Origin of the sequence: Nostoc sp. FACHB-888, assembly GCF_014696655.1 — a bacterium.
In the GTDB taxonomy this organism is placed as follows: domain Bacteria; phylum Cyanobacteriota; class Cyanobacteriia; order Cyanobacteriales; family Nostocaceae; genus Nostoc.
The window spans coordinates 14555-34209 of sequence record NZ_JACJQM010000028.1; the positions used below are offsets into that span (position 1 = coordinate 14555).

A 19655-nucleotide genomic window follows, 5' to 3' on the forward strand; every position below is an offset into this window, starting at 1 on the left:
GATGATGGTGAAAGTACCCGAAAAAATTTTGATAATGCGCTCTTGGTTACTAACCTATAGTGTGATGATTCTGGCAGTCATAGCGGCGTTGTTGCTGACGCGACTGTTGTTGCCAGTCTTCGATCCGAGTGTATTTACATTATTTTATGCTGCCGTGGCAATCAGTGCCTGGTATGGCGGCATGAGGCTTGGAGTACTAGCGATCGCTCTTTCTGTTACAACTGCTCTCTATTTTTTGATCGAGCCAGTCTACTCGTTCGATTTTCTCAGCCCGAATGTCTTGGTACGATTAACCACATTCTCAGTAGTATCCTTCTTAATTACTGCCCTATCTTCAGAGTTGCGAACTGCTAGACGCAAGGCAGAGACAAGCCTGAAATTGTTGCAAAATAGCGAAATGCGGTTTAGCCGACTGGCAGAATCCAACATCATTGGAGTTATCGTAACTGATATGAACAATGGCTCCATCATGGAAGCCAATGATGCTTTTCTAAAGATGATCGGCTATACGCAAGAAGATTTGTCCGCTAACCAAATAAACTGGCGTGAGATTACCCCACCTGAGTATCTGCTTTTGAGTGAGCGTTCGGTGGAAGAACTTAGAACGGCCGGAGTCTGTAAACCTTTTGAGAAAGAATACATCGGTAAAGATGGCACAAGAGTTCCAGTTTTACTCGGTTCTGTCCTGGTGGAAGACAGTGAAGAAACTGTCATTGGCTTTGTTGTTGACTTGAGCGAGCGCAAACAAGTCGAACAAATCTTGCGGGAAAAGGAGGAACGCCTGAGATTAGCTAATGAGCGTTTTGAATTAGCAGCATCTGCGGTCAACTGTCTCATTTATGACTGGAATATAGAGCAGGATACTGTTGAAAGAACCGATGGTTTAACCCGGGTTTTGGGCTATTCCCTTGATATTGCTGAACCAACAGGTAATTGGTGGCGCGAACTTGTTCATCCAGAAGATTTGCAACGTGTACAAGAGCAGGCGGCGATCGCTTTGGCAAATGGCGATCGCTATGCTGCCGAGTATCGCATTCGCAACCAGGATAATCAGTACATCTATATATTAGATCAGGTAATAGTAGCGCAACGAGATGCTGATGGAAAACCAGCCCGCGTAGTTGGTAGCACTACAGATATTAGCGAGCGCAAGCAAGCAGAGAAGGCTATCCAAGAAAGTGAAGAACGCCTCAGGAGTTTTGTCAAAGCCAATATAGTTGGCATTATCTTTGGTGATGTGAATGGTAGCATCACTGAAGCCAACGACGAGTTCTTGCGAATTGTAGGCTATACCCAAGCAGATATCCAGACAGGCAGACTACGCTGGACTGATATCACACTTGCTGAGTACCAATATTTAGATGAACTAGCTATTGCTGAGGCCACAGCGAAGGGAACTTGTACTCCTTATGAGAAGGAATGCATTCGCAAGGATGGTTCTATTGTCCCGGTTGTGGTTGGCTACTCTCTGTTAGGAGGATCTCGGCAGAAATCAGTTGCATTCATTCTTGATATTAGCGACCTTAAGCAGGCTAAAAAAGCTCTGAGTCAGAGTCAAGAGCAATTTCAAGCTTTTATGGACAATATTCCAGCCGCAGCATGGATTACGAATGCAGACGGGCGTGTACTTTACCTCAGTCCAACTTATCTGAGTACATTCGATGTAGCAACAAATAAGGCGATTAATAAAAACATTTTTGACCTATACCCAGCCGAAATCGCCCAACCCTTCCTCAATAACATTAGAATAGTTGCCCAGACAAATCAGGTTGTTGAAACCATCGAGTCGGCCCCACGCACAGATGGCACTCTGGGAGAATTTTTGGTATATAAGTTTCCCATTGCGGATGCATCTGGGCAACGCCTAGTAGGAGGGGTTGCAGTTGACATCACCGAACGCGAACGCATTCTTCGTGAACGCCAGCTTGCCGAACTTGCCTTGCAAGAGCGTAGTGAAAGACTCAAGCTACTTTCTGAAACAACCAGTGATTTGCTTTCAACCGAGCGTCCCTTGGATCTAATGAACAACTTGTTTAGCAAACTCTCGGCGCAGATGGATTTGCATTTTTACTTCCACTATTTAATTGAGACACACGAAAATAAGCAGAAACTTCGCTTAGTAGCTTGGAACGGCATTACTGATGAAGTATTTCAAGCAATTGAATACCTGGAATTTAATCAAGAAATGTGCGGACTAGTGGCGCAACAACGCCATCAAATTGTCGTCAATGATGTGCAGCACTCTACCCATCCAAATGTCCACATCCTCCAGCCTTTGGAGATCACAGCCTATGCAGGCCAACCGTTAATTGCTCAGGGAAAGCTCCTTGGTGTCCTCTCCTTTGCCAGCCGCACCCGTACTCAATTCACTTCAGGGGAAATTGCCCTGCTGCAAGCAACTTCCGATCAGGTAGCGGTTGCTCTGGAACGCGCCGAGTTAATGACTTCGTTACAGCAGCAAAAAGAGAAATTAGTCCAAGCTAACCGGATTAAAGATGAATTTTTGGCGGTTCTTTCCCACGAACTTCGTACGCCGCTAAACCCGATTCTGGGATGGTCGAAGTTACTGCAAACTAAAAAGTATGATGAAGCAACCACTACTCGCGCCCTCCAAACCATTGAGCGCAATGCCAAGCTTCAGACTCAACTAATTGAAGATTTGTTGGATGTCTCTCGTATTTTGCAAGGTAAACTCAGTCTGAATATTGCTCCTGTGAATTTGGAAACTGCGATCGCATCTGCAATAGAAACTGTACGTCTAGCCGCCCAAGCTAAATCTATCAATTTGCGATTTACAATTTCAGACTTTACTGCGGAACGCTACGCGAACGCCTACACTCAGTCGAACGATTTTGAATTGGAAAATTCTCACATAAATTTAGAATCTATCGATTTTAAAAACCAACCCGACAATCTAAAATCCCGAATCCAAGTTACGCTTCCAGCGCACCAAAGGTGCGATCAAAAATTCCTAATAACCGGTGATTCCGGTCGCTTGCAGCAAGTTATCTGGAATCTACTTTCTAATGCTATTAAGTTCACGCCCCCAGGTGGACAGGTAGAAATCAGTTTACAGTCACTTGCTTCTCAGGCTCAACTTCGAGTCAGTGATACAGGTAAGGGAATTAGCCCCGACTTTTTGCCATTCGTATTTGACTACTTTCGACAAGCTGATGGTGCAACTACCAGAAAATTCGGGGGATTGGGATTAGGATTAGCTATTGTTCGTCACATCGTCGAGCTACATGGAGGCACAGTTCAGGCAGAAAGTTTAGGCGAAGAACAGGGAGCAACCTTTACAGTCATGCTACCTATGATTAATATTCATCAAGATAGCCACCAGATTGATAAACAACCTGATAATTTACCCGATCTAAATGGGGTGAAAGTTCTGCTTGTGGATGATGAGCGTGATACGCGAGAGTTAATTGCTTTCATTCTGGAGCAGTCTGGCGCGGTAGTAAACCCGGTGGCATCGGCTGTGGAAGCACTACGAATTATGCCTCAGTTCCAGCCAAATCTGCTGTTAAGCGACATTGGAATGCCGGAAGTAGACGGTTATATGCTAATCCGTCAAATCAGAGCCATGTCCCCAGAGATGGGAGGGACAATTCCAGCGATCGCTCTCACAGCTTATGCAGCTGAAGCTGATTATCAACAGGCAATCGCCGCCGGATTTGGGCAGCATATCACCAAACCTATAGAGCCAGCTAAATTAGTTCGAGCGATCGCAAACCTAATTTGTAGTTGTAGCAACCTGCAAACTAACTTACAACCTTATTAAAATCGAAAAAGACATAATTAATTGAGGGAATCAATTAACTTTACAACTCGTTCCTTAACTCCATACCAGAATTTCATCTGCTTGTGATTTCAATCAAGGGCAGCCTCATCAGGTAATACTTCAAGTTGTAACGCTACAGCATTTAGATAATTTCGGTCGTTCAAAACTTGTGCTGGTAATTTCTCTGCACTTACAGCAGCTCTTACCAAATCTTTTGCAATAATATTTTTACTTAGAGTTTTTAGTACTAGTGTTCCTCCGCTCGGAATGCCCTCTTGTAAAAGACCTCCTTGGTAAGCATAAGAAACAAGATCCAAAGGTTCTAGATAACTAATACTAGTAGAATTAGTGGGTAAATTGTTAGAATTCACTGCTATTCGTTTACTGCTGATGGTAGTATCTGTTTGAGCATCAGTAACACCGGGCATCAGAGTAATACAAGCAACAATCAGTACAGAATCTATTAAGGTAACAAACCTCATAGAGTTATCCTTTATTAGGTCAAGTGTAATCAGTTTTAGAAGTTTAAAAATCAAAAGGGGAGAATTAGGGGAGAATCAAACAACTTGCCCCCTTAAGTTTTTAGATACACACTTGACTTTTGACAAAGTTGGGCAAAGCTTAAACTTTATATCAATCCAGCCACTGCTTGTAATTAGCTTCATCACCAAGCAAAAACGACCAGAGGCAGCTTTTGCCTCTGGCAATACTTTGCAGTTGTAGCAATCCGATTTGATTTCTGAAATTATTTGCGTAGAAAGACAACAGGCAACAGTCAATAAGCCTCTTTGAGTTATACTGAATTTTTTCAAAAATCAAGTTTGAGTCCTATCGATTTACTCTAAGTACAACATGGCTTATTAACAGCCTTGACTACCTCAGCCGAATTAACTGTAGTCACCAAATTCTTTTCTGGCGCTGTATCTCCCACTTTCACCACAAAAACTTCCCAACGATTCCCATCTGGATCTGTTACCCAAACTTTGTCTTGCAAAGCGTAGCAACAATCAGTATTATCTTCGGTAAACAATGCTAACCCTGCCTCAGTAAACCTCCTGATAGCAGATTCCACCTCTTCTGTACTTTCAACTTGTACACCCAAGTGAGACAATGCACTTAATGCACCATTAGTCTGAATGCTAGGAGCCAGATTCAATGTCAAATTTAACGCTGGACTAGAAATATCAAACTTAGCGTAGCCATCCTTATATTTCATCGGTTCCACACCAAACATAGCCCGATAAAATGCTACAGACTTTTCAACGTCAGTAACATTTAAAGCCACATGAGTTTTCAGAACTGCCATGATTTTACTCCTTCTAAGATTTTCAAAATATTGATTAATATCAATATTGAGATATATCAATATATTGTCGGGTATATTGATAAATGTCAATATAAGAATATGAACTTACCTAAACAAATTTCCACTTGTTGTACACCACTGCTTTCATGCTGTATCAAGCCCGACGAAGCAGCACAAACAGCAGTAATTTTTCGAGCATTGGGAGAACCGGCTCGGTTGCAATTGCTTAGTCTCATCGCCAATCAACCAGCCAGTGAAGCCTGTGCTTGTGAGTTAACAGAACCTTTAGGGCTATCCCAGCCCACTGTCAGCCATCATCTAAAGATATTGTACGAAGCAGGTTTGCTAAAGAAAGAACGACGCGGTACATGGATTTACTATCGCCTTGTTCCTGAGCGGATTGAAGCTTTACGAAACGCTTTAGCGCTACCTCAGAAAACCCAATAAACATATTTGTAATAGATTCCTAATTACGTAGCTTGCTTCTCGCCCTTGGCGAGTATTACGAATTAGCAATTACACCGTGGATCTCGCAATGTTGCCTTTTCCGGCTCTCGTGGGAACCAAGATGCTGTCCGCTTACAAACTTCAACCAGCATCAACATTACTGGTACTTCGATTAAAACACCTACCACTGTAGCAAGTGCAGCACCAGAATTTAAGCCAAAGAGCATTACTGCTGTTGCGATCGCAACTTCAAAGTGATTGCTGGCTCCAATTAATGCTGCGGGTGCGGCATCCTCATAAGATATATTCATTTTTAAAGCTGCCACATAACTAATCAAGAAAATAAAATTAGTTTGGATGAATAGTGGCACGGCAATTAACAAGATGTGCAAGGGATTGCTAACAATCAATTCACCCTTGAATGCAAACAGCAAAACCAAAGTAATTAGCAGGGCGGTAATAGCAATTGGACTGAGGTACTTTATAAATCTCCGTTCAAACCAGTCTTTACCTTTATATTTGAAAATCCAATAACGGCTATACATTCCTGCCACTAATGGCAACCCAACATAAATAAGTACTGACAAAACAATTGTTTGCCACGGCACTATTAAATCATTTGCTGCCAGTAACCACCTGCCTAAAGGTGCATACAAAAACAGCATCGTCAAAGAATTCACTGCCACCATCACTAAAGTGTGCCCCTGATTCCCGTATGAAAGATATCCCCACAGCAACACCATTGCAGTACAAGGAGCAATTCCCAGTAAAATCGTACCGGCAATGTAGGAATTAGCGATCGCTACTTCGTCACCACGAATTAATTCTGTCCCTGTAATTAATGGACGGAATAACCAACCTAAGAAAAATTGGGAAAATACCACCATCGTGAACGGTTTAATCAACCAATTCACCACCAAGGTGAGAATTACAGGTTTTGGGGCACGGATAGCATTTGCAGCTTGAGTAAAATCTATTTTTACCATGATGGGATACATCATGAAAAACAGACATACTGCAATGGGAATTGACACTTGATAGATACTCAACGCATCCAACGTTACCGCCACCTGCGGAAATAATCTTCCTAGTGCAATTCCCGCTAAGATGCACAGAAATACCCAAATGGTGAGGTATTTTTCAAAAAAACTGAGATTACTCCCTGCTTGTGCTGAGGCTTTATTCGCCTGCGGATTCGTACTCATTAATGTAAGCCTGAAATATTGTTGTGGAGATGAGGGGAATGCTTAATGACAATTGCTTTAATCTCCATCTCCAGCTTTCCAAGCAATCGCTTTGCTGGGTTCGGGATCGGGTAGCTTCAGAGAAATCAATGCTGCTGCTAGTACAAAAAACATGGATGTCCACAGACAGCCAACTAAACCGAAAAACTGATATATCAAACCTGATAAGACAGTACCTATCAACCGACCACCAGAGTTTGCCATGTAATAAAAACCAACGTTCAGCGCTACCTTGTCATCATCAGTAAACGCCAGCACTAAATAAGAGTGAACTGCTGAATTGAAGGCAAAGACTACGCCAAAGATGAGCAGTCCGCCAACGATCGCAATATTTGCAGGTATACCCAGTTGGAGAGCAAGAGCGATCGCACCGGGAACTACAGTTAGAGTAAATGTCCAAAACTGGATGGTCTTTGATTGCGGCGGATGACCAGAACCAAATCGCTGGATCAGTGTTGGCGCTAAGAACTGAACAAGTCCGTAGCCAATTACCCAACAAGCCAAGAATCCACCGACCTGATAAAACGACCAGCCCAAAATTTCTCGTAAGAATACTGGTAATGCCACAACAAACCAGACATCTCTAGAACCAAACAGAAAGAATCGAGCAGCCGAGAGAATATTAATTTCTTGGCTCTTAGAAAACAGTTGGCTAAACTTGACTTTCTTCTTAATTTTGCCCATCCCTTTGGGCAACAGTAGCCCAGTGAACATAATCAAGAACAGTCCCGCTGCCATAATCCACAGGGAATTGATAAAGCCAACTGAAGCCAAAAGGGCGCTACCGACAAAAAAGCCAACACCTTTGAGGGCATTCTTAGAACCCGTTAGAACTGCTACCCACTTAAACAAAGATGACTGAGCATCTTGGGGAACTACTAACCGAATAGCACTCTTAGAACTCATCTTGGTTAAGTCTTTGGCAATCCCAGAAAATGCCTGTGCCACCATTACATAACCGACTGCAATCCACTGCGCCCAACTTGGATTGAGCCATGAAAGCATCACCATTGAGAAAACTTGTAGTCCGATGCCGGTGTAAAGGGTAACTTTCAGACCTAGCTGAGAACCAATCCAACCACCTAAAAAGTTTGTAATAACTCCGAAGACTTCATAGAACAGGAATAAGGAAGCGATTTGTAATGGGGTATAGCCAATGTTGTTGAAGTAGAGCAACACCAACATTCGCAAAGCACCATCGGTGATAGTGAAACCCCAGTATGCGAGTGTGACTAGGATATAGTTCTTGAAGTTGGCGCTAGAAGCTGTGGTAGAAGCCATGAGGGAAGAGAGAAGAGATTTAAACGCAAAGGTGAGGTAGCGCGTTGCGGGGGTTCCCCCCGTTGTAGCGACTGCCGACGCAGAGTCAGCGCAGAGGCACGCAGAATATTTTTGAATGAGATTCACGCCTTCAGACTCAGAGCTACTTTACGGGTGAGTTCAACCATCCGGTTGGCATAGCCCCATTCGTTGTCATACCAAGCGAGTATTTTCACTTGCGTCTCGTTTACCACCATTGTGGAAAGGGCATCAATGATGGAAGATCGAGGATCGTCTTTGTAGTCGATAGATACTAAAGGACGCTCCTCATATCCCAGAATCCCTTTTAGTGGTGCTTGCTCTGAAGCTGCTTTTAGTAAGCTATTAATTTCTTCTACTGTGGTAGGCCGTACAACTTCAAACACGCAGTCTGTCAAAGAAGCATTGAGTAAGGGTACTCGTACTGCCAAACCATTGAGTTTGCCGTTGAGTTCGGGATAAATCAATCCGATCGCAGTTGCCGATCCAGTGGTGGTAGGAATCAGAGACAAACTGGTAGCTCGGGCGCGGCGTAGATCCTTATGAGGGGCATCTACGATGGTCTGAGTATTGGTGTTGTCATGGATTGTGGTAATAATTCCATGCTTAATGCCCAAACCTTCATGGATCACCTTTACAACTGGAGCCAAACAGTTAGTTGTACAAGAAGCCGCAGTTAGTAGGTGATGCTTTTGTGGCTCATAAAGTTGGTCATTAACTCCCATGACAATATTTAAGGCTTCTTCCTTCACCGGAGCAGCCACAATTACCTTCTGTACTCCCCGCTTAAAATACGGGTCTAAGGTAGCAGGAGTCCTAAACTTGCCAGAGCATTCCAGCACGAGATCAACACCTAACTCTTCCCAAGGCACTTCAGCAGGTTGAGAATGTTCGCTAAAGGTTAAGGGTGTGCCATCAATTAAGATATGTTCACCCTGTGCTTCTACTTCTGGTGTCCAACGCCCGTGGACAGAATCAAATTTGAGCAAATGAGCGGCTGTTACTGCCCCACCTTTAATCTCATTGATATGGACAAACTCAAGCTCTGACCAACCCCATGCAGCCCGCAAAGCTAGCCGTCCAATCCTGCCAAATCCGTTGATGCCAACACGTACTCTCATCAATTTTCCTAAGTTTATTTAAATCAACAAAATCTGAGTTTATGAATGCATCCTCAATTAATCGGTAGTACCAAAGTGCTTACTACAAATCTATAAAAGCTTTTGTGATAGACCACTATTACTTTTATAAAACTCAGTATTTTTGGGTGAAACAACTACTTATTTTCTAGCTTCAACAAATCACTAATTTGAAAGTTTATCTGCTCCTTACCTGCAAATATTGTTCCTTCTTTACCTTCTTGGAAATGTTTTTCTGCCAGTTTATAGGCTTCACTAGGTAAAGGCACATACCCAACCGAACTGATTGTTATTGGTGCGTACTTGAGGTAATAATCTACAAATTCTTTGAGTTCTGGCTGATTTTGCAGAGATTGAGCATTAACATAAATCAACAATGGTCGAGCTAGTGGCTGATATTCAGCTTTCTCAACAGTTTCAGGTGATGGCAACACTGCTCCTTTGCCGCTATCAATTGCCAGAGGTTTTAACCGACTTTTGTTGTCTTCGTAATAAGCAAGCCCGAAATAACCCAAGGCATTAGGATCTGTGCCGACTCCGCGCACTAAGACTAGATCATCTTCACTGGAGATGTAATCAGTGCGGCTGGCTCTGGTTTTACCAACAATAGCTTCTGTGAAGTAATCAAAAGTACCAGACTGACCGCCAGCACCATACAGATTAATTGGTTGATCAGGCCAAGACGATCGCACTTGGTTCCAGCGAGTAATTTTTCCTTGGGCATTTGGCTCCCAAAGCTTTTTCAATTCGGCTACGGTAATATCTTTTGCCCAGGTATTTTGGGAATTCACCGCAACAGTCAGTGCATCATAGGCAACGGGAAGCTCGATAAACTTGACACCATTTTTGTTGCAAGCTTCTATCTCTGCTTTCAAAATGGGACGCGAGGCGTTGCTGATGTCTGTCTCTTTGTTACAGAATTTCTTAAACCCCGCGCTAGTACCGGAAAAGTTTAGTACAACTTGCCCTTTGTACTGCTGCTTGTTTTGTTGAAACTGGTTAGCGATCGCCTCGGTGATCGGATACACTGTGCTAGAACCATCAATCTTGATTGCTCTCACCTTTGTCGCATCAGTAACTTCTGTAACCTTTGGCAACGACTGAGTTTGAGTAGATGAATTGGATGTGGCTGTGCAGCTTGTCGCAAAAGCCAAAACTCCAAATACGAGAGCTAATTTCTTTGCTATTGCGTTCATTGACCTCACCGTTATGGGTAATTTTGAAAGTATGTTTATATCATTTCAAAAAAACTTGATGTGTCAATATAAAGCATAGCACTATACATAAAAATTCATCAAAAAAACTTGATGCATTAAATAAATTAATTCAGCGCCAACGGAATCAGTCGTAGTTGATACTTCTGGGGCTTAAAGCTCTAAACTCTTTCTTAATCGCAGCAGGAGCGGGCAGATGAAATTACAGAATGATGGCTAAAATCTGCCAGATATTCCTCTAAAACACTAAATTGGGACAGATTCAAACTGTAATAAATCCAGCGTCCTTCTTGACGGGAGTTAACTAAGCCAGCTTCCTTGAGGGTTTTCAGGTGAAAAGATAGTTTCGACTGATTTACCCCCAAAGCGTCGCACAAATCACATACACATAATTCTCGCTGTCGTAACAGTTCCAGGACACTAATCCTGAGTGGATCAGAAAGAGCATGAAAGCCAGCAGCAATTAAATGAGAAATGGTGGCAGAGGGGGTTTGCATGAATCAGATTTTGATAAGGTTATACTATCTCTATTGTGAAGCAGAGACTACAGCTTCAGGTTGATAGCGGATGCCAGCCTGCTTAAAGCGATGTAAAGCTTCACCCAAGCGATCGCAGTCGGCAATCAAACTTATCCTTACATAGCCCTCACCTGCAACCCCAAAGGCATTACCTGGGGTAACAACAACGCCAGTTTGCTGCAACACATTCAAGGCGAAATCTGTCGAACCCATGCCCACAGGACATTTCACCCAAAGATACATAGTCGCCTTGGTTTTGGGGATATCCCAACCCAACTCTCCTAACCCATCAATGAGAAAATCGCGGCGGGTACGGTAGCGTTGTTGTACCTCGTGCAAATACACGTCTGGCAGTTGTAAAGCGGTTTCGGCTGCTTTTTGCAAGGCGGAAAAAATACCGTAATCCAAGTTAGTTTTCAGTGTCCGTAAACCTTGAATTACATGGCGGTTCCCTACCACAAACCCAACGCGCCAACCAGCCATATTGTAGGTTTTAGATAAGGTGTGAAATTCCACACCAATTTCTTTCGCACCGGGAATTTCTAGCAAGCTAGTGGGTTGATAACCATCAAAAGCTAACTCGGCGTAACACAAATCATGCACCAGCAGAATTTCATATTTGCGGGCGAAAGCGACGATTTCTTCAAAAAATTCGCGGGGTGCGGTGGCGGCGGTGGGATTACTAGGATAGTTAAAATAGAGAATTTTTGCTTGTCTTGCAACCTCATCAGGAATGGCAGCTAAATCAATTAACCAGTTATTCTCTGGTTTGAGGATCAGGCTGTGAATTTTTCCGCCTGCGATCGCCGGGCCGCGAAAATGGGCGGGATAAGCTGGGGAAGGAACCAGAACTAAATCGCCAGGATTAACGTAGGCGATCGCTAAATGGGTTAATCCTTCTTTAGAACCGAGTAGTGGTAAAGCTTCGCTATCAGGATCGAGAACCACACCATAACGGCGATGATACCAGTTGGTGATTGCCCGGCGGAAACTAGCAGTCCCCTCAAAAGGAGGATAACCGTGATTGGCGGGATCTTTTAAAGCGGCGATCGCAGCTTCTACAACTGGCGCAGGTGTTGCGCCATCAGGGTTTCCCATACCCAAATCAATTAAATCTAACCCTTGTTCCCGTGCTTTAGCTTTTAGTTCATCTAAACGGGCAAATACATAGGGCGGCAGTTTTTGTATACGTTCTGCTGGGACAATCCAATTTAAACTCATGCTTCAACCTCGTCACTGATTCCCTTGGGCGAAACTCGATTTATATCTTTACTATCTATGGGTGCAGTGGTAGAAACCATTGCCGCCATTAACTGTTCTGGCGCGACTTTAAACGGTAGTCGATGGATATCAGAATTAGGAACTAGGGCAATTTCGGCGGCTGTTTGCAACTCGCCTAATGTTATATTGCCCAATCCCAAGTCACTTAATTTTTGGGGTAGTCCAATTTCTGTGTAGAACTTTAACAACTGTTGCCGTGCTGATGCGGCTAGTTGGTTGCCTTGTAGCATTTCTTCTAAACGCAGTTGCGCCAAAATCCCAAAAGCAACTTTTTCGCCATGAATACTGCCATGTCCTGAAATATGAGTTAAACCATTATGCACGGCATGGGCGGCAACTGTGCGACACTGCGCTCCTCCAAGTCCCCCAACTACCCCAGCGAGTAAAACAGTTGCGTCTACGACTTCTCGCCAAACCTCACTACCTGGTTCTTTCAGGGCGGTGGCTGACTTTTGCAAGAGGATATCTCGCAAAACTCGTGCTTGTTGCACCGCAGCAATAATTAAAGTGTCTTGCAAATGCCCACTGCTAACTGAGGCTTCATACCACTTAGCGATCGCATCACCAATACCAGCTACTAAAGTCCGTTGTGGTGCAGTTTTAATCAAGTCATAATCAAGTATCAATAAATCGGGACAGCGAGACAGCCCTACATCGTAGAGAAACGCCCCCTCTTCCGAATAAACATTCGATAAGGCACTCCAAGCTGCACAGGTAGCTCCTGATGTCGGAATTGTCACCACTGCCAACTGTAATTGCTGCGCTACTAATTTCGCTGTATCTAAAGCTTTGCCACCGCCAACACCGATAATTAGATCAGCTTTATGTTCTTTTGCCCTCTTCTGTAAAGATTTCAGGCTAGCTTCGCAGCAATCTGCACCATAGGAAGCTTGGGCAGTATATAACTGTTGCGTTTCTAAAACTGGTTGCAAATGGTTTCGGCTAATGGCGAGAGTAGACTCACCTGCCACAATTAAGGGACGACTTCCCAAACAGGCGATCTCTGCTGCGGCTGCTTGCAACACCCCAGAACCACGGATTACTTTTGCTGGGGCAACTGTGAGTGTAAAGAACGAACTAGAGGTTTGAGTAGACAAAGAAGGTTGAGTAGAAAGTTGATTAGACATATATATAATCTAGTTTGCCAAAACCTTGATATTTCTTAATCTAATAGACTTACAGTCAGAGATGCTTGTTGCCAGATACAAACTTGTATCTGACTCAACTAGGTTTTAACCGATCTAATCGCCAACTGGTTAAGCCATTTAACGACGTTGCTCGAATCTGTGGTATCCATTAGCCTGAAATTCCGAACTATCAAAGTTTTGAATAACCGTATGATTAGTTAACATTAGCACTCTCAGATTCTCAAGAAAAGTGATTGAGAGCTGAATCATTTATTGATGGTCATTCCAGCTAGGGATAGGTGCGTCAGAGAAATTTACACTCCCACGCTGTTACCTTTGCTGCAAAAAATTGTAAAAATGTCAATAGTGGCAATTAGGATAACAACTGACAAATTACAACTGTCAGTATTCATTACCCGCACGCTGATTGATCTTTTTCCACAGTAAAATCACTAAAGTGTGAATATCTTAATCTAAGAATAACTATTAATGTATCGGTAAATACAAAATAAATTATGTCATTCTGGTAACAAGCATTGGAATTGGGGATTGGGGATTGGGGATTAAGCAATAGTTCTTCTTCCCCTGCTCCATTCGCTTAAGCGGTAGGTTTTGGCAATTGGGCGAATTTTTCTGTGTAAATTTCGACTGTGATCGCAGAATTTTTGCGAGAAACGAGCGATCGCTTGGCTTCACCCAAGTAAACTGGTACAGAAGTCCCTGGCTCCGGGTGGATAATCGTACGGGCGCGAACTGTTAGGTTATCGTCTTCCTGTGTACCTGAGCGGCCAGAAGAAAACAAATTACTAGCTGCTTGACGTAAAGTTGCTTCTAATTGTGTGGGTGTAATTTGGGGTGATGTGGCAATCACAGCTTTTGTTGAGCCATTGTCATAAACTAACGTGTACCGGGCTGCCCCTGGAATCACAGTCCGGCTTAAAGGGACTATTGAGAGTGAAAATAAACCAGCCGTCAGCACCAGCATAAAGCCAGTTGTACCCACCAGTCGAAAGCGGATGCCCCATTTGAGAATAAAAGCCAAAACTGTTAAGGCAGCAAATACCAAGGTAGCGATGCCTGACCATTGGGTGTACTGAAGAAAATTAGCTGTTGTAAGCATAAGGTTGGGGATGCGTCTTTTTTTTCGTTACCGACACACCCATTTTACCGAGAGCTTACACCATACTGGTTATTGCAGTCATCAATGTCAGCGTTAAATTTGTCTTTTTTGTAAATGCGTAAGTACTACAGGAATCCTGTTTGATTTTTGAAAAAACTCCGTACAACTTGAAAAGGCTGATTTCCTATTCCCTACTTCCCACTCTCTGCCTATCGCGCTTGCGCCGCGCGAACGCGCACCACGCAAAGAGGTATGGCTACGCCACGCTGTGCGAACAGAAATTAAAGCGGATTCCTATAGGATTTTTCAGAAATCTATTGCTTCATCAGAGACGATATGAGAATTTTTAGATATCTGCAACTTAGTTTGAACACTATCAATCATTGCTAACCAATCAGCATCCTTATTCCATTTGGAGTCAATCCGGTTTTTAGTCGCTGCGTCATAGAGGTTACAAAAAACCACATTCTCTTCTCCAGCAGTTGCAGCGATAATCAAGGGCTTGGAAAAGTCCTGGACTAGAGATACAGCTAAAAGGAAACTTTTAGCAAAGTTCGTTTCTATTCCAGTTCTAACAATATAAATTTCATCGGCTCTAACAACGATGTCTAACTTAATGTTGTCCTTTTCTCTAAATTCTTTCGTCGTTAATTTAAGTTCGGATATATAGCCAGTCAGCCCTGTTTTTTGCACAGGAATAGTTATTTTATTATTGATATCGTAGTTATACCAAAGGTAAGATTCTCCGCTTAATTCTCCTTTTTTTACATACAAATATATAGGCTCTGGCGGGTTACAAAGACCTAGCTTAATTTCAGCAATCATGTTTTATATTCCTTTATGAAAAATAAAATTTTTCATATATTCTGTCAATCAAATTGAATATTTTTTGAAATTGTACTTTAACTGAAGAAAAATAATAAATATACAAAAGGGCATCTACAAGAGATGCCCGTCATGTAGGAAAACCTCAAAGGGTTGTTCCTACACCTTCCCAACAATCAGCAACAGTAACTAATTAACTATTAGTCACACTCACAGACGTGAATATAGTAATCTTAATCACTCTAAACTCTAAATGTCCCCAGTGCATATACTGAACAAAACTGATGGATATTTTAAGTTGCTGTTTGTCATTTCCTGATTAATTTGGATGAGAGCCAAGCCTGTGAACTTGGTTATAACGATGTACTACTCCACAAATAGCAGCCAAAATTAACCATGAAAACGTATTCAAACGAAAATCAAATAGGGTTACATCTACTGTATTTAATAGAACCCACCCAACAAAAGCCAGCAGGTAACTGAAAAATATCAACCTGTCTTCTGCATTTATATATTTTGACTTGCGTAGTAATTGTCCGCCTGTAATCAAAATCCAAGCCAGTAAACCACAAAATAAAAGAGTACTAGGAAAACCAGTTTCAGCAGATAACATCAAAAATAAGTTATGGGGATGACCCAAGGGAATCTGCATTTTGGCTTTGTAGAGTGTACTAAAACTGCGTAAACCCCAGCCAGTCCAAGGATGTTCCTTAGCTAAAGACCAGGCAAACTCCCACTGAGTTTTTCGCATTAAAGCAACTGGTCTGTTTGGATACATATCGTCATTTAATCTTGCCCAAAAGAAGGTAGGAATGTACTGACGAAAAAATTGAGCGACCGGTGAGGGAGCAAAAGCGGCCAAAAGCACACTAGAGACGATCGCAGCGACTCCACCCACAAGAATGCGCCAACCTTGGTAGAGTGCATAAGCTAAACAGGCAAAAATAGCGATCGCCCACCCATTGCGTGAACTGGTGAAAATCAAGGCAATGAAATTCGCTATCATTGCCACAGTTAGGAAGAGAAAGGGGAGTGAATTCTTCCCAATCCCCAATTGCCATTGTTCAAGCCACAACCCTAAAGCCAGGATGAAAACTATCGCTAGATAAGCGGCGAAGGTGTTAGCGTGCAAGAAGAGCGAAGCGATGCGGCCTGGCGGATTTCCTCCTGGTACGATCGTCCAACTCAACACAACCCACAAAATCTTTAATTTCAAACTCCAGCCCAAAAATAACTGCCCCAAACCAAGAATTACCACTGGCATGGAACCGATTACAAAAACCCAAGCCATTTGCCGCAATTGGGCAAATGTTTGAATCAGAGCGCTATGGGCAGCGAAAATTAAAAAGAATGGTAATAAATTAAATAAGCCAAGGAAAGCTGCTGTCTTGTCATCGGCAAATCCAGCACTCATGATTAGCAACACACTCAAAAGGGCAAATCCCCAGTTGATGGGGCGGCGACTAATTGTGCGGTATTGTTTCAGCCAAGTGATTAACGAGACAAAACCGATAGTCACAGCCCCGAATAAAGGACTCAATGGGAAGATTAACAGTGCCCATAGAGAGTAGTTCCAAGAAGATTGCCAACGAGACTTGAAATAGTAAAAAACTTGGTTCAAGCTGGCTCCCAACATTCCTCACGAGTAAGGCGAATTTGAGCTAAAGCGAAAATAGTAGGGATGATCCGACCGTAGTTAGTGGCGATCGCTCTCCACCCTAAATCCGCAAAAAACCAAGTCCACATCATCGGCCCAATCACAGCAAACATACTGCGGGCTGCCCCATAACGAGCAGCATTTACAGTCATACCTCGTTGGGCCATTCGCATACCTACATAGCTTTTAAACTGCGTTGTAGCTGCTTTTGAACCTGTAATTGCTGCTTGTTTGGCTACTTCGTATGTAGCAAAGTGGATGGCAAATTGACGGGCAATTTGCTTAAGTACAAGTGGCTGGAGAAGAGAAGTAACCGCGATCGCACTACCGCCTTTGAAGAGCAACCCCAAGGGGTCACGCTGCAATAAGAGTGGTAGCGGTTCTTTTAGTTCTGATTTGACAAGGTGACGCTGCACTCGGAGAGTCAATTTTTGTTTTTCCTGTTCAGGCAATTTTTTCCACACCTGTCCAAGCAGATGCAAAAATACTTCTGCTTCTAAATCAATGGTTGCCAGCTGATTAGAATAGGGAATTTTTAAATACTTACATACTTGAACTAAGGCTTGTCGGTAAGTTACATCGCCTGTGCGTCCCCGTAATACCGTCATTCCATCTGCCGCCAAAAAACGAAAGCGATCCTCTAGTGCATCTAACCAAGCTTTGCGGTCTTGGCTTTGCACTTCGATGGGTTCAGGCGTGTGTACATAGTCTAGGGGATTGAACTTACGACTAAATAAAATTGCCGTTAAGTCTTGCAATTCTTCTTCAGTCGCTAACTCTAGCGCAGCCCTCATTTCATCCAATTTCCCTTCCTCCCTTCCGTGCAGCTTTCTGTACCTTATTCTACTATTAGCTTTCAGCAGTCATTAGTAGTAATTTTGTCCTTTGATAATAACGAATAACTAATGATCAGTAACTATAACCAATGACTAAGGACTATTGACTCATGACTGATATTGCAGTGATTGGTGCCGGAATAGCCGGTTTAGTCTGCGCCCAGCAGTTAAGTCAAGCTGGATATTCGGTGCTAGTGGTGGAAAAGTCCCGTGGTTTGGGAGGAAGGCTGGCTACACGCCGCTTGCATAAAACTTGTGCGGATCATGGGGCTTGTTACTTGGAGCCAAAGGGGGAGTTATTGGGACGTTTTGTAGAGATTTTGCGATGTCTAACGACAAGCCGCTCCGCGTCTACGCGCCAGATCCTCGAAGTTTGGACAGAGGAGGTTTACGAACTCACCGCAGGTGCTCCTTTAGCGGAACCCAAAAACCGCAGTCCGCGATATGTTGCACCTGAAGGAATGAGTGCGATCGCTAAATCTCTCGCCCCAGGTTTAGAAATATTACTGAATCAGCGTGTCGTTGCTATTACCCCAACTCCTGAAAATAGTTGGCGTTTGACTCTCGAATCCAGTAACGAAGAATTAACTGCAAAAGCTATAGTCGTTGCTATTCCTGCACCTCAAGCTGTAATGCTGTTGGAACCTTTGGGAGAAAATGTATTGGATGCAGCCTTCCTTGATAACCTGCGTTCTGTAGAATTTTATCCCTCAATTAGTGCGATCGCTGGATATCCTCGCACATCTCAACCACTCCCTCAGTGGAAAGCTCTAACTTTTGTGGATAATGCTGATTTAGCATGGATTGGTTTGGACAGTAGCAAGCGTCCTAACCCTCAGCAACCACATTTTGTAGTGCAAAGTAGCGCTAATTTCGCCCAACGCCATCTAGAATCCCAAGATTTACAACCTGCCGGACAGCTTATGTTGCAACGAGCAGCTGAATCTCTCTCTCTTCCTTGGCTGAATACTCCCGAATGGGTGCAAGTACATCGTTGGCGTTATGCCTTTCCTAGCCGTCCTTGGCACGAAGCTTTTTTGTCTGCCGGAAGTCCCTCACCTCTAGTTTGCTGTGGTGATTGGTGTGGCGGCAATCTTGTAGAAGGTGCGATGCTTTCTGGATTAGCTGCGGCTAATGAAATTAATCATCAGTTGCGTCATTTACCTTTAGACAATGTGAACTTTCTCAACCTTTTCACTTGATAATTTCATCAGTAAAATAATTCAAGGTACGTCAATATTATGTTGACGTACCCTATACTTTTATGCACGTTAGTTAATAAATGAATTATAAAAATCGCTAATAATATTCAACGACGGCAGCAATAGCAGCAGTAACTTCCTCCATAATTTCACTCTAACATCTTCCGATTTTACGGATAAATCTTTGTATATCCATACTACGTAATTGCAAAACATCCACAGCAGAAGTTTTTGTTAAACTATTTCTACTGTCTGGTTCAGTAGTATGCCTGTTCATAATTATTTATCCAGGAGCGATCGCTCCTCTCTAATTAAAAAACCCCAGATTTGTTTGTGACAAATCTGGAGTCAGGAAAGATACGCATTTACCTATACAAAATTTTCGCTGTGAGAGTATCTTATGTCATCAGGGTATACACCCAAATGCAGTTAGAGATGTCTGAAAATTAATTGCTTTATTTACACAACTTTTTTGTTTGGATAGCACTTACGCAAGAATTACAGAATAAGGAACCGCAGAAGAGCCAGTGCGTTGCGGGGTTCATCTCCTTGTAGCAAGTAATGCGACACATAAAAATGAGAGTTTGAAAGATAATATTTCGCCTAAGTTCTGTTGAAGTAACGCAAAACAGCCCCAGATGAACTGAGGCTGCTTT

General features: G+C 43.0%; 16 protein-coding genes. 3 read left to right on the plus strand and 13 right to left on the minus strand.

The genetic code is table 11. The annotated features are described in order from the left end of the window. Window position 1 precedes the first annotated feature (1 nt). The gene (locus tag H6G26_RS18455; RefSeq protein ID WP_190730636.1) at window positions 2-3784 is read left to right on the plus strand and encodes a PAS domain S-box protein; all 3783 of its coding nucleotides are present in this window, start codon (window positions 2-4) and stop codon (window positions 3782-3784) included. Window positions 3785-3873: 89 nt separating this feature from the next. Here H6G26_RS18455 and H6G26_RS18460 read toward each other — a convergent pair whose 3' ends face one another. Both H6G26_RS18460 and H6G26_RS18465 read right to left on the minus strand, forming a co-directional pair. Then, window positions 3874-4266, minus strand: a complete 393-nt coding sequence (locus tag H6G26_RS18460; RefSeq protein ID WP_190730637.1) for a hypothetical protein — start codon at window positions 4264-4266, stop codon at window positions 3874-3876. Between the two features lie 359 nt (window positions 4267-4625). Then, the gene (locus H6G26_RS18465) at window positions 4626-5090 is read right to left on the minus strand and encodes an ArsI/CadI family heavy metal resistance metalloenzyme (RefSeq protein ID WP_190730638.1); all 465 of its coding nucleotides are present in this window, start codon (window positions 5088-5090) and stop codon (window positions 4626-4628) included. A 99-nt stretch (window positions 5091-5189) separates the two neighbouring features. Between H6G26_RS18465 and H6G26_RS18470 the strand changes: the two genes are divergently transcribed. Next, window positions 5190-5537 (plus strand): metalloregulator ArsR/SmtB family transcription factor, encoded by a 348-nt coding sequence (locus H6G26_RS18470; RefSeq protein WP_190730639.1) that lies wholly within the window; start codon window positions 5190-5192, stop codon window positions 5535-5537. A gap of 62 nt (window positions 5538-5599) precedes the next feature. Here H6G26_RS18470 and arsB read toward each other — a convergent pair whose 3' ends face one another. The 11 genes from arsB to H6G26_RS18525 all read right to left on the minus strand — a co-directional run bounded on the left by arsB (window position 5600) and on the right by H6G26_RS18525 (window position 17764). Then, on the minus strand, window positions 5600-6742 hold the full coding sequence (gene arsB, locus H6G26_RS18475; RefSeq protein ID WP_190730640.1) for an ACR3 family arsenite efflux transporter: 1143 nt from the start codon (window positions 6740-6742) through the stop codon (window positions 5600-5602). 57 nt (window positions 6743-6799) lie between these two features. Continuing rightward, a complete protein-coding gene (arsJ, locus tag H6G26_RS18480; RefSeq protein WP_190730685.1) occupies window positions 6800-8062 on the minus strand; it encodes an organoarsenical effux MFS transporter ArsJ in 1263 nt (420 codons plus the stop codon). Window positions 8063-8184: 122 nt separating this feature from the next. Next, window positions 8185-9201 carry an ArsJ-associated glyceraldehyde-3-phosphate dehydrogenase gene (locus H6G26_RS18485; RefSeq protein ID WP_190730641.1) on the minus strand — a complete coding sequence of 339 codons (1017 nt, stop codon included), beginning with the start codon at window positions 9199-9201 and terminating at the stop codon, window positions 8185-8187. Window positions 9202-9356: 155 nt separating this feature from the next. Further along, window positions 9357-10415: a PstS family phosphate ABC transporter substrate-binding protein gene (locus H6G26_RS18490; RefSeq protein WP_190730642.1), complete on the minus strand. Its 1059-nt coding sequence runs from the start codon at window positions 10413-10415 to the stop codon at window positions 9357-9359. 191 nt (window positions 10416-10606) lie between these two features. Beyond that, window positions 10607-10930 carry a metalloregulator ArsR/SmtB family transcription factor gene (locus tag H6G26_RS18495; RefSeq protein ID WP_190730643.1) on the minus strand — a complete coding sequence of 108 codons (324 nt, stop codon included), beginning with the start codon at window positions 10928-10930 and terminating at the stop codon, window positions 10607-10609. Between the two features lie 30 nt (window positions 10931-10960). Further along, on the minus strand, window positions 10961-12172 hold the full coding sequence (locus H6G26_RS18500) for an aspartate aminotransferase (RefSeq protein ID WP_190730644.1): 1212 nt from the start codon (window positions 12170-12172) through the stop codon (window positions 10961-10963). Beyond that, the gene (locus tag H6G26_RS18505) at window positions 12169-13359 is read right to left on the minus strand and encodes an iron-containing alcohol dehydrogenase family protein (protein ID WP_190730645.1); all 1191 of its coding nucleotides are present in this window, start codon (window positions 13357-13359) and stop codon (window positions 12169-12171) included. Before H6G26_RS18505 ends, H6G26_RS18500 begins: the two co-directional genes overlap by 4 nt. A 598-nt stretch (window positions 13360-13957) precedes the next feature. Then, window positions 13958-14479, minus strand: coding sequence for a Ycf51 family protein (locus H6G26_RS18510; protein WP_190730646.1), 522 nt, complete (start codon window positions 14477-14479; stop codon window positions 13958-13960). Window positions 14480-14785: 306 nt separating this feature from the next. Further along, the gene (locus H6G26_RS18515; protein ID WP_242053789.1) at window positions 14786-15304 is read right to left on the minus strand and encodes a hypothetical protein; all 519 of its coding nucleotides are present in this window, start codon (window positions 15302-15304) and stop codon (window positions 14786-14788) included. 319 nt (window positions 15305-15623) lie between these two features. Beyond that, window positions 15624-16940 (minus strand): O-antigen ligase family protein, encoded by a 1317-nt coding sequence (locus H6G26_RS18520; RefSeq protein WP_190730647.1) that lies wholly within the window; start codon window positions 16938-16940, stop codon window positions 15624-15626. Beyond that, the gene (locus H6G26_RS18525) at window positions 16922-17764 is read right to left on the minus strand and encodes a YaaW family protein (protein WP_190730648.1); all 843 of its coding nucleotides are present in this window, start codon (window positions 17762-17764) and stop codon (window positions 16922-16924) included. The genes H6G26_RS18520 and H6G26_RS18525 overlap by 19 nt, the downstream gene beginning before the upstream one ends. Before the next feature lie 143 nt (window positions 17765-17907). Between H6G26_RS18525 and H6G26_RS18530 the strand changes: the two genes are divergently transcribed. Next, window positions 17908-18999, plus strand: coding sequence for an FAD-dependent oxidoreductase (locus H6G26_RS18530; RefSeq protein ID WP_190730649.1), 1092 nt, complete (start codon window positions 17908-17910; stop codon window positions 18997-18999). The last annotated feature ends 656 nt before the right edge of the window (window positions 19000-19655 follow it).